The organism is Cupriavidus sp. BIS7 (assembly GCF_000292345.1).
In the GTDB taxonomy this organism is placed as follows: Bacteria; Pseudomonadota; Gammaproteobacteria; order Burkholderiales; family Burkholderiaceae; genus Cupriavidus.
Window position 1 is genome coordinate 1 of the sequence record NZ_ALOU01000074.1, and the last position, 11902, is coordinate 11902.

Annotated in this window: 12 protein-coding genes; 6 read left to right on the forward strand and 6 right to left on the reverse strand. The window is 65.4% G+C overall.

Annotation, left to right across the window (positions count from 1 at the left end):
- Positions 1-53: 53 nt before the first annotated feature.
- The 5 genes from B552_RS0122970 to B552_RS0122990 form a co-directional block, all read right to left on the reverse strand.
- Positions 54-1529, reverse strand: coding sequence for an amidase (locus tag B552_RS0122970; RefSeq protein WP_019451406.1), 1476 nt, complete (start codon positions 1527-1529; stop codon positions 54-56).
- Between the two features lie 69 nt (positions 1530-1598).
- On the reverse strand, positions 1599-2447 hold the full coding sequence (gene fghA, locus B552_RS0122975) for an S-formylglutathione hydrolase (protein WP_019451407.1): 849 nt from the start codon (positions 2445-2447) through the stop codon (positions 1599-1601).
- Positions 2448-2457: 10 nt separating this feature from the next.
- Entirely contained in the window at positions 2458-3564 is a 1107-nt protein-coding gene (locus B552_RS0122980) for an S-(hydroxymethyl)glutathione dehydrogenase/class III alcohol dehydrogenase (RefSeq protein WP_019451408.1), read from the reverse strand.
- 87 nt (positions 3565-3651) lie between these two features.
- Positions 3652-5004, reverse strand: coding sequence for an MFS transporter (locus B552_RS0122985; RefSeq protein ID WP_019451409.1), 1353 nt, complete (start codon positions 5002-5004; stop codon positions 3652-3654).
- A gap of 15 nt (positions 5005-5019) precedes the next feature.
- Entirely contained in the window at positions 5020-5943 is a 924-nt protein-coding gene (locus B552_RS0122990) for an aldo/keto reductase (protein WP_026035963.1), read from the reverse strand.
- Between the two features lie 171 nt (positions 5944-6114).
- Between B552_RS0122990 and B552_RS0122995 the strand changes: the two genes are divergently transcribed.
- From B552_RS0122995 to B552_RS0123020, 6 genes are all read left to right on the forward strand, one after another.
- Positions 6115-6981, forward strand: coding sequence for a branched-chain amino acid ABC transporter permease (locus B552_RS0122995; RefSeq protein ID WP_026035964.1), 867 nt, complete (start codon positions 6115-6117; stop codon positions 6979-6981).
- On the forward strand, positions 6978-7976 hold the full coding sequence (locus B552_RS0123000) for a branched-chain amino acid ABC transporter permease (protein WP_019451412.1): 999 nt from the start codon (positions 6978-6980) through the stop codon (positions 7974-7976). Before B552_RS0122995 ends, B552_RS0123000 begins: the two co-directional genes overlap by 4 nt.
- Positions 7973-8725 (forward strand): ABC transporter ATP-binding protein, encoded by a 753-nt coding sequence (locus B552_RS0123005; protein ID WP_019451413.1) that lies wholly within the window; start codon positions 7973-7975, stop codon positions 8723-8725. Before B552_RS0123000 ends, B552_RS0123005 begins: the two co-directional genes overlap by 4 nt.
- Positions 8718-9419, forward strand: a complete 702-nt coding sequence (locus tag B552_RS0123010; RefSeq protein ID WP_019451414.1) for an ABC transporter ATP-binding protein — start codon at positions 8718-8720, stop codon at positions 9417-9419. The genes B552_RS0123005 and B552_RS0123010 overlap by 8 nt, the downstream gene beginning before the upstream one ends.
- Positions 9420-9664: 245 nt before the next feature.
- On the forward strand, positions 9665-9928 hold the full coding sequence (locus B552_RS28965) for a hypothetical protein (RefSeq protein WP_157160327.1): 264 nt from the start codon (positions 9665-9667) through the stop codon (positions 9926-9928).
- 129 nt (positions 9929-10057) lie between these two features.
- Positions 10058-10525 (forward strand): GNAT family N-acetyltransferase, encoded by a 468-nt coding sequence (locus tag B552_RS0123020; protein ID WP_019451416.1) that lies wholly within the window; start codon positions 10058-10060, stop codon positions 10523-10525.
- Here B552_RS0123020 and B552_RS0123025 read toward each other — a convergent pair whose 3' ends face one another.
- Entirely contained in the window at positions 10526-11707 is a 1182-nt protein-coding gene (locus B552_RS0123025; RefSeq protein ID WP_019451417.1) for an ABC transporter substrate-binding protein, read from the reverse strand.
- Positions 11708-11902: the final 195 nt, after the last annotated feature.

Here is an 11902-nt window from a genome sequence, read left to right on the forward strand (position 1 = left end):
CCCCCAACCCCTCTCCCATTGCATGGGAGAGGGGAGCGAAAACAGAAAACACCTCAGCCTTCAATAGCCGGCGGCAACCGGTCATTGACCCAATCGCGCACCTTCTCGTAGGCCGCCGCCAGCTGCAGAACACCGAGATCGTCGCGCGGCTTGCCGATCAGTTGCATGCCCATCGGCAAGCCTTCGGCATTGAATCCCACCGGTACGCTGATCACCGGGCTGCCCGACAACGTCCACGCGACGACCACCTCCATCCAGCGGTGGTACGTATCCATCTGTTTGCCGGCGATGACCTTCGGCCAGTGTTGCGTCACGTCGAACGGGAACACCTGTGCGGTGGGCACGGCGATGTAGTCGAACTTCGTGAACGTGCGCTGCAGTGCCTGATACCAGTTGCTGCGGTCGGTGCTGGCGGCATACAGGTCGCTGGCCTTGAGGTCGAGCGAGCCTTCGATCTCCCAGATCGCTTCGGGTTTGAGCAGTGCGCGGGTGGATGCGTTCCGGTACAAAGCCAGGCGCGCGTTGCCGGTCAGGAAGTGGCGATGCACGAGCCACGTTTGCCAGATCTTCTCTGGTGGGTAGGGGGGCTGAATTGCCTCGACGCTGACGCCGAAGTCCGGGAAAAAGCGCAGCGCTTGCTCGCATAGCGTCAGGATGCCGTCTTCCATGGGCAGGTAGCCGCCCCAGTCGCCCAGCCATGCTACCCGCTTGCCGGTGAGATCGGCCTTCAGCACGTTTTCCACATTCGCCGGCGTCAGCGACGCCAATATCGGGTCCTGCGGGAGCGCCTGCGGCGTACGCGGGTCCGGGCCGGACTGCGTGGCCAGCAGCAGGGCAAGGTCTTCGACATTGCGCGCCATCGGCCCTTCACAGCCAAGCTGGGGCAGGAACAGTTCGGGTGCCGGGCCATAGGGAACACGGCCGGCGGAAGGCCGGAAACCGTAGACATTGCAAAACGCAGCGGGATTGCGCAGCGACCCGCCAAAATCGCTGCCGTCCGCCACCGGCAGCATCCGCAATGCCAGCGCCGCGGCCGCGCCGCCACTGCTGCCGCCCGCCGAGCGCGCTGGGTCATAGGGGTTCAGCGTGGCCCCGTATACCGGATTGAACGTGTGGGAACCAAGGCCGAATTCCGGCGTGTTGGTCTTGCCGATCAGGATTGCGCCCGCTTGGCGCACACGTTCCACCACAACCGAATCGCTGGCCGGCACATTGTCGCGGAAGATCGGCGACCCATAGGTGGTGCGAATGCCGCGTGTCATCGCCAGATCCTTCGGCGCCTGCGGCATGCCATGCATCCACCCGGCCGACTTGCCCGCCGCCAGCGCGTCATCGGCCGCCTGCGCCTCGCGCAGCAGCATCTCTTCGTCCTGCAGTGCCACGATGGCGTTGCTGCCGGGGTTGACTGCGGAGATATGCGCCAGATAGGCCGCCATCACTTCGCGGCTGGATACCTGCCTTGCGTGAATGGCTTCGGAAAGCTGACGGGCGGTGAGGGTGACGATGGGGTCTGGGCGGTAGAGGGTCATGGCAGCAGGGTCGGTTTTCTCCCCTCCCATTTCATGGCAGAGGGGAGCGAAAATGCGCGCGAATGTCGTTCAAAGCCTTTCCGCATGATGCCGCACGTGATCGGCGATAAACGTCGTGATGAAGTAATACCCGTGGTCATATCCCGCGTGCCGGCGCAGCGTCAGCGGCTGTCCCACCTTCCGGCATGCGGCCTCGAATGCTTCCGGATAAAGCTGCTCTGCCAGGAATTTGTCGGCGAGACCCTGGTCGATCAGGATGCCGGCCGGGAACGGCGCCGATGCCTGCGCAGTCATCAGTGCGCTGGCATCGTGCTGCGCCCAGCGGCTGCGGTCTTCGCCAAGGTAGCCGGTGAAGGCCTTGACGCCCCACGGGCATTGCGTGGGCGCCGCGATTGGCGCAAAGGCCGATACGGAGCGGAAGCGCTGCGGGTAGCGCTGCGCAAGCACCAGCGCGCCGTGCCCGCCCATCGAATGTCCGAAGATGCCAACGCGTTCGGCATCGACGGGTAGCTCGCGGGCCACCAGATGGAACAGTTCATCCGCGACATAGCTTTCCATGCGCCAGTGCGTGCGCCACGGCGCTTCGGTCGCATCGACATAGAACCCTGCGCCCACGCCGAAGTCCCATGCGTCGGCCTCGCCGGGTACGTTCGCGCCGCGCGGGCTGGTGTCGGGCGCGATCAGGATCAGGCCGTGTTCGGCGGCAAAGTGCTGGGCGCCGGCCTTGATCGCGAACGTTTCTTCGGTGCAGGTCAGGCCGGCCAGGTAGAAGAGGGCAGGCAGGTGTTTCGCGCCCGGCTGCAGTGCCTGCGGCGGGAGGTAGACCGAGAATCGCATCGGCAGCCCGATGGCCGCCGACTGATGCTGGTAGAAGCGCTGCACGCCCCCGTGGCAGCCGTGTTCGGACAGCAGTTCCATGCGCGACTCCTCAATACAGCACCACCGAGCGGATCGACTCGCCGCGCTTCATCAGGTCGAAGCCTTCGTTGATCCGGTCCAGCGGCAGCGTGTGGGTGATCAGGTCGTCGATATTGAGCTTGCCTTCCATGTACCAGTCGACGATCTTCGGCACGTCGGTGCGGCCACGAGCGCCGCCGAAGGCCGAGCCCTTCCACTCGCGGCCCGTGACAAGCTGGAAGGGGCGCGTGGAGATTTCCGCGCCGGCCTCGGCCACGCCGATGATGATCGACTTGCCCCAGCCCTTGTGGCAGCACTCCAGCGCCTGGCGCATGACTTGCGTGTTGCCGATGCATTCGAACGAGTAGTCGGCGCCGCCATCGGTCAGTTGCACGATGTGGTCCACCACGTTGCCGACTTCCTTCGGATTGACGAAATGGGTCATGCCGAACTTGCGCGCCATCGCTTCGCGGGCCGGATTGATGTCCACGCCGATGATCTTGTCGGCGCCCACCATCTTCGCGCCCTGGATCACATTCAGGCCGATGCCGCCCAGGCCGAATACCACCACGTTGGCGCCCGCTTCCACCTTGGCCGTGAAAATCACCGCGCCCACGCCCGTAGTCACGCCGCAGCCGATGTAGCAGACCTTGTCGAACGGCGCGTCCGGGCGAATCTTCGCCAGCGCGATCTCCGGCACCACGATGTGGTTGGCGAACGTCGACGTGCCCATGTAGTGGAAGATCGGCTTGCCGTCGATCGAGAAGCGCGACGTGCCGTCCGGCATCAGCCCCTTGCCCTGCGTCGAACGGATAGCCTGGCATAGGTTGGTCTTGCGGGACAGGCAGAACTTGCACTGCCGGCATTCGGGCGTGTAAAGCGGAATCACGTGGTCGCCGGGCTTGAGGGACGTCACGCCCGGGCCGACATCGGTGACGATGCCCGCGCCCTCATGGCCCAGGATGGCCGGGAAGATGCCTTCGGGGTCCGCGCCGGACAACGTGTAGTAGTCGGTGTGACAGATGCCGGTGGCCTTGATTTCCACGAGCACTTCGCCCGCGCGCGGACCGTCGAGGTCCACCTCTTCGATGGTGAGCGGTGCACCGGCTTTCCAGGCAATGGCGGCTTTGGTCTTCATGAAGCAACTCCCGAGCAAATGAGGTGGGACGGCAAACAGGGCACGACTATAAGCCCAATGGTGCACACGGGCCAGCCGAGCGCGCGATTATCGGCCGCCTGTCGAGCGATGGACGAGTACAGATGGCGTGGATTCCGTCGTGGTCAGTTGGCCTTCGTGTTGCCGGCCGAGCCACCGCCCGAGCCAGCCCCACGCGATGGCCAGTGCAGCGCCGGCCAGTGCCACCGTGGCCGGGTGGCCGGACAACGCGTCGATGGCGGTCTTCACCCATGCGCTGACTGCATCGCCGGCCCGATAGATCGCCGTGTCGATCACGTTCTTGGCCTTGTACTTGGTTTCGGGATCGACCACCGTGAACAGCATCTCGCGGCCCGGTCTCAGCATCGCGTACTCGCCGACGCGCCGGACGATCATCGCCGCTGCCAGCACGCCGAACGTGGGCCACATCGCCAGCAGCAGGAAGCCGCCGGTTACGGCCAGCGGCACGGCTGTCAGCAGCGCGGTAACGCCGTAGCGTCTGGCCACGCGGCCCGAGAAAAATATCTGCACGAGAATCGTCAGCGCCTGCACGGTAGCGTCCAGCGCGCTGAAGACCTGTGTCTGCTGGGCTCGCGAGTGGAAGGTGGCTGCCACAAGCCGGGCCTGTTCGAAGTACAGGAACGTGCTTGACGTGGCCAGCAGGATCACGAACAGGCTGATCCCTATCAGGTAGCGTGACCGGATGATCAGCGACAGTCCGGCCCATAGGCCACCGCCCACCGGCTGCGCCGGGTCCGGGGCGGTTGCGGTTTCCATCCCGGGCATGCCGGCTCCGTGCGTGCGCCGCCAGCCAAACAGGTAGCCGACCACAGGCAGCGTTGAGGCCAGAAGCGCCGCTGACAGCAACATCAGGCCGGTCAACCCGATGCGTCCAACCAGCCAGCCGCCGAGCACCGGCCCGGCGAGGCCGCCCGCGCTGGCGCCCGCCGCGATGATCGCGAACAGCCGCTTTGCCTGTTCGGGCCGGAACACGTCGGCCATCAGGCTCCACGCCACGGACACCACGAACAGGTTGAATACCGAGAGCCAGACATAGAACACGCGCGCAATCCAGATGCTGTCCGGCATCGCGCGCGTGACCAGCGCGAATACCACCAGGTTGGCGATGAAGAACGCATAGACCCATGGCACGAAGCGTCGGCGCGGCAGCCATTTGCAGCAGGCGCCGTAAAACGGAATGGCCACGAGCATCACCACGAAGGTCGCGGTGAACAGCCATTGCAGGTTCTGCACGCCGCCCGCGATGCCCATGGTCTCGCGCACGGGCCGCAGCATGAAGTAGCTCGCGAACAGGCAGAAGAAGAACACGAAGCCCGCCACCACGGCAGCGCTTTCGCCTTCGCCGATGCCCAGCAGCTTGCCGGGCCTGGAAGGGTCGGGGGAAAGATCCGGCGTATCCATGCTGGAGGCGGTCGGTTACGCCAGCGTCGCCGCGATGCGCGCGCGCTCGTGCGTATCGGGCATGCGCCCGAAGGCGGCACCAACGTTATCGAGCATGTTGCGCGGATTCGATGTGGCCGGAATCGCCGCCGTGACGGCCGGATGGCTGACGATGAACTTCAGGAAGAGCTGGCCCCACGATTCGCAATCGATCTCGTCGGCCCAGTCGGGCACCGGCTTGCCCTTGACCGCCGCGAAAAGCCGGCCGTCCTGGAACGGGCGGTTGATCAGCACGGCCACGCCGCGCTCTTCGCAGAGCGGCAACAGCACACGTTCCGCATTGCGCTCGGCCACGGAGTAGTTGATCTGCACGAAGTCGAGCTTCTCCGCGCGGACGATCTGCGCGAGCGCATCCTGTGCATCGTCGCGGTAGTGCGTGATGCCGATATAGCGTACCTTGCGCTGATCTTTGAGGTGCCGCAGCAGTTTCAGGTTGTCGCGCCAGTCGATCAGGTTGTGCACCTGCAGCAAATCGACGGTGTCGGTATGCAGGTCGGACAGCGACCCGGCGAACTGGGCCGGCGCGTTGGCGGCGTTCGCGGAGATCTTGGTGGCCACGAATACACGGCGGCGCGCATCGGCCGCTTGCAGCAGGTCGCCAGTCACCGCTTCGGCGTTGCCGTAGCTGGGCGCGGTGTCGATGACGGCGTTCGGCATGCGCTGCAGCAGCACGGCCAGGACTTCGGCCAGCGGCGACCGTTCCTCGGGGCTCTTGCCAACATCGAACGTGCGGGCGGTGCCCATGCCGATCACCGGCAGCTGAACAGTGGTGCCCGGAATCTTGCGGCGCATTGGCGCTTCGACGGTGGCGGCGTGCGCCACGGCAGCCAGCGCGGAGCCTGCCGGCAGCGCGGCCAGCGAGGCGGAGATCCCCAGAAAGGTGCGACGGTCAATCGACATGGCCACGTCCCCGGCGGTGAGGTGCAAAGACCTTATCGCTTGTGGCAGTTGAAGTAAACACGGACGCGGCCCGGTGCGCGGGTCCGGCCCGATTGCAAAAAAGAGGCGAGCGCTGAACAATCGGCGCCAATCTCCCCGAACCCGCGGTCATCCCCCCCAAAGGACTGGATTGTGATATCGAGCTTGCCTGGCGTGCTGTTCGATGGCGTGGCATACGGCAGCCTTCTGTTCCTGATCAGCATCGGCCTGTCGGTGACGATGGGGTTGATGAACTTCGTGAACCTGGCGCATGGCGCGTTTGCGATGCTGGGCGGCTACGTGGCTGTGGTGCTGATGAGCCGCGCCGGGGTGCCGTTCCTGGCCGCGTTGCCGCTGGCATTCCTGGGCGCGGCGGCTGCCGGCTGGCTGCTCGAACGCACGCTGTACCGCCGGCTCTATCGCGCCAGCCACCTCGACCAGGTGCTGTTTTCGATCGGCCTGACCTTCATGGCGATGGCCGGTGCCACTTGGCTATTCGGTCCGGGCCAGCAGCCGGTGGTGCTGCCGGATTTCCTGATCGGGCAGGTCAGGTTGGGCGGCGTTGACCTGGGCGCCTATCGCCTGTTCCTGATCGCAGTGGTCATTGCCATCACGCTGGGGCTCGGTTGGCTGGTATCGCGCACGCGGTTTGGCGCACAGGTGCGCGCGGCGGTGGATCACCAGCAGGCGGCACGCGGGCTCGGTATCGATGTCGAACGCGTCTTCAGTCTGACGTTCGCGCTTGGATCGGGGCTGGCGGGGCTGGGCGGCGGGCTTGGCATCGACGTGCTCGGCCTGGACCCGACCTTCCCGCTCAAGTACATGGTCTATTTCCTGCTGGTGGTTGCCGTGGGCGGCGCCGGCAGTATTCGCGGGTCGCTTGTTGCGGCGCTGATGCTCGGGGTGGCCGATGTGGCGGGCAAATACTACGTGCCCGAAATCGGCGCCTTCGTGATCTACGCGCTGATGGTGCTGTTGCTGGTGGCGTTTCCGGCCGGGCTCTACGGGAGGCGCGCATGAACACCCGCTTGCATCATCTGCCCGACGGCCGCTGGCATCCGGCCGAAATCGTGTTCTGGCTGGCGCCGGTGGTGGCGTTCTTCGCCTTGCCCGGCTATCTGATCCTTGGCAGCCAGATCCTGATTGCGGGGCTCTTCGCGCTGTCGCTGGACCTGATCCTCGGCTATGCAGGCATCGTGTCGCTTGGGCATGCGGCCTTTTTCGGGCTGGGTGCCTATACGGCCGGGCTGCTTGCCGCGCATGGCTGGGGTGAGCCAATATCGGGCCTGCTGGCCGCGGCGGCGGTGGCCGCGCTGGGAGGGTGGCTGTGCAGTTTTCTGGTTGTGCGCGGCGGCGATCTGACACGGCTGATGGTGACACTCGGCATCGGCCTGATGCTGTTCGAAGCCGCGAACAAGGCCGCGTTCCTGACTGGGGGTGTCGACGGGCTGTCCGGCGTGACGATGGGCAACCTGCTCGGCATGTTCGAGTTCGACCTGTTCGGCAAGACCGCCTACGTCTACAGCTTGGTGGTGCTGTTCGCGATCTTCGTGCTGGTACGCAGGATGGTGGCATCGCCATTCGGGCTGTCGCTGCGCGGCATCCGTGAAGGCGCGCGCCGAATGCCCGCGCTCGGCACCAACGTGCCGCGCCGCCTGCGCGCCGTCTTTACGGTGGCTGCGGCGATTGCGGGCGTGGCGGGTGGGCTGCTCGCGCAGACCACGCAGTTCGTCGGCATGGACGCGCTTGGCTTCCCGCGTTCCGCCGAACTGCTTGTGATGCTGGTGCTCGGCGGTACAGGACGACTCTACGGCGCACTGCTCGGTGCGGCGCTGTTCATGGTTGCGCAGGATGTTCTGGCTGGCATCAACCCGGTGTACTGGCAATTCTGGATCGGGCTGCTGCTGGTGGTCATCGTGCTGTTCGCCAAGGGCGGGGTGATGGGCGCGCTGTCCGCGCTGGCCGCACGCGTTCGGCACCGCGCCGCGCCAGCGCACAAGGAGGCGGACGCATGACTGTGATGCTGCGAACCGAAGGGCTGGGCAAAACCTGGGGGGCATTCGCCGCGAACAGCGACATCTCCCTGAGCTTCGCGCCGGGTGCGCGGCATGCGTTGATCGGGCCCAACGGCGCCGGCAAGACCACGTTCATCAATCTGCTGACCGGCGCGCTGGCGCCAACGTCGGGCCGCATCTGGCTGGGGGAGCGGGACATCACCACGCTGCCGCAGCATGCACGCGTGAAGCTAGGCATGACGCGCACGTTCCAGATCAATACGCTGTTCCCGGGGCTGACCGTACTCGAATCGGTCGTGCTGGCCGTGGCCGAGCGCACTGGCGAAGGTCGGGTCTGGACACGCACGGTGGCATCGCGCAAGGCGCTTGTGGATGAGGCCATGGCCGTGCTGGCCATGCTGCGGCTGGATGGCGACGCAGATATCGAAACAGCGCACCTGCCATATGGCAAACAGCGCCTGCTGGAGATGGCGCTGGCGTTGGCCACACGTCCGTCGATTTTGCTGCTCGACGAGCCGGCAGCGGGCATCCCGGCCGGGGAGAGCGCGGAGCTGTTCGCGGTAATTGCCGCGCTGCCGCGCGACATGACCATTGTCTTTATCGAACACGACATGGATCTTGTGTTCCGCTTTGCCGAACGGATCACGGTACTGGTGGCCGGGCGCGTGCTGACCGAAGGCTCGCCGTCCGAGATCGCCGCGGACCCGCGCGTGAAGGAGGTCTACCTTGGCGAGGCCGTCCATGAGTGAGTTGCTGCGTCTGGAAGCCGTCAGCGCCGGATACGGCGAGGCCATCGTGCTGGACCAGATCGACCTGATGCTGGGCGCCGGAGACAGTCTCGCCGTGCTGGGCCGTAACGGTGTGGGCAAGACCACGTTGTTGTCCACGTTGATGGGCTTTACGCGCTTGCATGGCGGCAGGCTGATCTGGCAGGGAAGGGATTTGGCGAAGACGCCGCCGCATCGCCGCGCCCAGGGCGGCATTGGCTGGGTGCCGCAGGAGCGATGGGTGTTTCCGTCCCTCACGGTGGAGGAACACCTGAGCGCGGTGGCACGGCCGGGGCCGTGGGACATACGGGGTGTGTATCGGACATTTCCGAGACTGGAGGAGCGCCGGCGCAACTTTGGCAACCAGTTGTCAGGCGGCGAGCAGCAGATGCTGGCCATCGGCCGGGCGCTGATGGTCAACCCTGCGCTGTTATTGCTGGATGAGCCGATGGAGGGGCTGGCGCCGATCATCGTGCAGGAGCTTCAGCGCGTGATTGCCGGCCTGATCGCCCACGGCGGCATGGCCGTCATCGTCGTGGAGCAGCATGCGCGGCTGGCGTTGACGATGACGCGGCAGGCGATGGTGCTGGACCGGGGCCGGGTGGTGCATCGGTCGGACAGCGCGGCGCTGCTTGCGGACAGGGCGCTGCTGGACCGGCTGGTCACGGTGCGTTAGCAAGACAACGCGGATGCCGGGGCGAGGGGTGCCGATTGTGATCGGACGATTCCGAGATTTTTCAGAATCGTCTCATTTCCCGGGCATCGCGCGGATTCCACAATGCATGGGTTGCCGCAAGTGCGGCGATGCGGGCCAGGCAGCCCGCCCAACGCTTTTTCCTTGAAGGAGTTACGCCATGCATCGCTACGATGTCTGCATCTTACCCACGGTTCCGGTCTCCCTCCCCCCTGGGAGGCCGGGGCATGGATAAGCCGGTACCCGGAGCCGCTTCGCGCAAGCCCGTCGCAAGGCGGCCGGCCGGGGAACCAGGGCAATCCTATGCAAGTGTCTCGTCGGATGTGATGGCGTACCGGCAGTTGCAGCGAGTCGAAGGGGCAATGGGTGTGGTGACGGTGGCCGTGGAGCATGCCGCGTCGCCGGAATTCTCCAACGAAGGGGCCGCGCTGATTCTGCGCATGCTGAGGCAGGAGTCAGCCAAGGCCCTGGAAACCCTGTCGCCGTACTGACCGGGTCCGGAGCGGGGGGCCGCATCGCGCGGCCACGCTCCGGATGTATCGCTAACCGAATGCCGCTCAATACGATCAGTACGATCAACACGATAAATACGATCTACACGATTCAGGAAGTCATCGCATATGGATGTTCGTAACGTTGGTGCCGAGGACCTCGAGCTGATCTGTCGTCATCGCCAAATGATGTTCCAGGAGGCAGGTTTCGCCGCAGGGCTCCTGCGCACGATGACCGACCATTTCCGCTCGTGGCTGCGGCCGCGGCTGGCCGATGGCAGCTATTTCGGCTATCTGCTGGTCGATGCCGGCCGGCCAGTGGCCGGGGTCGGCCTGATGCTGATCGACTGGCCACCGCACCCGGCTCACCCCGCGCAGGACCGGCGCGGATACGTGCTCAATGTCTACGTCGAACCGACTCACCGGCGGCGGGGCCTGGCGAAGCAATTGATGACGATGGCCGAGGCCGAGTTCGCACGGCGAGGCGTGGAGTTTGCCGTCCTCCACGCCACCGAGACGGGCCGGGCGCTCTATCAGCGGAACGGCTGGAGCCAGACTTCGGAGATGTCGAAAGTCATTGCGGCCGCGGACGCCTGATTACTTGCCCGAGTCCTTCACATTGTCGAACTTGTCGAACTCCACGTTGTAGAGCTCGCCGTTGATCTTTTCGACCTTGCGGATATAGACGGTCTGCACCACGTCGCGCGTGGCGGGGTCGATGGTGATGGCGCCGCGCGGGCTCTGCAGCTTCATGCCCTTCAGCGCGCCCAGGAACTTGTCGCCCTCGGTCGCGCCGCTGGTTTTCTTCAGCGCGTCGTAGATGGCCGCCATGCCGTCATAGGCGGCCACGGCCATGAAGTTCGGGCGGCCGGCGCCAGGGTTGGCATCGGCAAAGGCCTTCAGGAAGGCCTTGTTCTCCTTCGAATCATGCGCTGCGGAGTAGTGGAAGGACGTGATCACGCCCAGCGTGGCGTCGCCCATGGCGGGCAGCACGTGGTCGTCAGTCAGGTCACCGGTGGCAATCACGCGAATACCGGCTTCTGCCAGCCCGCGTTCGCGGAATCCCTTCATGAACGCCACGCCTTGTTCGCCCGCCGGCAGGAACAGGAACACGGCCTCGGGCCTGGCGTCCTTGATGCGCTGGATGAACGGGGCGAATTCCGGGTTGCGCAGCGGCACGCGGATCGATTCGACGATCTGGCCGCCGCCGCCCAGGAAGTTGGTCTTGAACGCGGTTTCGGCGTCGATGCCGGGCGCGTAATCGGCAACCAGCGTCACTACCTTGCGGATGTTGTTGCGCACGGCCCACGTCGCCATCGGCGCCGAGACCTGGGGCAGCGTCATCGAAACGCGTGCGATGTAGTTCGACTTGGTCGTGATGATGGATGACGCCGCGTTGAAGATCACCATCGGCTTCTTCGCCTGCTCGGCCACCGGCGCCACGGCCAGCGCTTCCGGCGTCAGGCCGAATCCGGCCAGGATATCGACCTTGTCGCGCACCACCAGTTCCTGGGCAAGCCGCTTGGCCACTTCCGGTACCGGGCCCGTGGTGTCCTTGAGGATAACCTCGACCTTGCGCCCCGCCACGGTGTCGCCATGGACCTGCTGCCAGGCCTTGATGCCGCCTTCCATCTGCTTGCCGTACTCGGCAAAACTGCCAGAGAACGGCGCGATAAGCCCGATCTTCACCGGGTCCGCGGCGTGGCCGAGCAGGGGATACGTGAGGACAGCAAGGGCGCCGCACGCCGCAATGGCGCGCCGCGTTGCACTGAACGTCATGGAAGTCTCCCGGAAGTGCAGCATCGGACGGCTGCATCAAACGGGGAGTGTAGGAGGGGCAGGAGGTTTGTGCTACCCCGGGTTTTCTCGCCCATTTATGGGGGAGGGTGGGGGAGAGGGTCGGCGGCTCAGTTTGCGACGGATCGCGATTTGAACCTCAATGCCCTCTCCCCCAACCCCTCTCCCGCGCGCGGG

Excerpts from the sequence above, each read along its gene's own strand:
- B552_RS0122985 (WP_019451409.1), bottom strand. The coding sequence starts at position 5,004 with ATGGATACGCCGGATCTTTCCCCCGACCCTTCCAGGCCCGGCAAGCTG.
- fghA (WP_019451407.1), bottom strand. The coding sequence starts at position 2,447 with ATGGAACTGCTGTCCGAACACGGCTGCCACGGGGGCGTGCAGCGCTTC.
- B552_RS0122990 (WP_026035963.1), bottom strand. The coding sequence starts at position 5,943 with ATGTCGATTGACCGTCGCACCTTTCTGGGGATCTCCGCCTCGCTGGCC.
- B552_RS0122970 (WP_019451406.1), bottom strand. The coding sequence starts at position 1,529 with ATGACCCTCTACCGCCCAGACCCCATCGTCACCCTCACCGCCCGTCAG.
- B552_RS28965 (WP_157160327.1), top strand. The coding sequence starts at position 9,665 with ATGGATAAGCCGGTACCCGGAGCCGCTTCGCGCAAGCCCGTCGCAAGG.
- B552_RS0123025 (WP_019451417.1), bottom strand. The coding sequence starts at position 11,707 with ATGACGTTCAGTGCAACGCGGCGCGCCATTGCGGCGTGCGGCGCCCTT.
- B552_RS0123005 (WP_019451413.1), top strand. The coding sequence starts at position 7,973 with ATGACTGTGATGCTGCGAACCGAAGGGCTGGGCAAAACCTGGGGGGCA.
- B552_RS0123000 (WP_019451412.1), top strand. The coding sequence starts at position 6,978 with ATGAACACCCGCTTGCATCATCTGCCCGACGGCCGCTGGCATCCGGCC.
- B552_RS0122980 (WP_019451408.1), bottom strand. The coding sequence starts at position 3,564 with ATGAAGACCAAAGCCGCCATTGCCTGGAAAGCCGGTGCACCGCTCACC.
- B552_RS0123010 (WP_019451414.1), top strand. The coding sequence starts at position 8,718 with ATGAGTGAGTTGCTGCGTCTGGAAGCCGTCAGCGCCGGATACGGCGAG.
- B552_RS0123020 (WP_019451416.1), top strand. The coding sequence starts at position 10,058 with ATGGATGTTCGTAACGTTGGTGCCGAGGACCTCGAGCTGATCTGTCGT.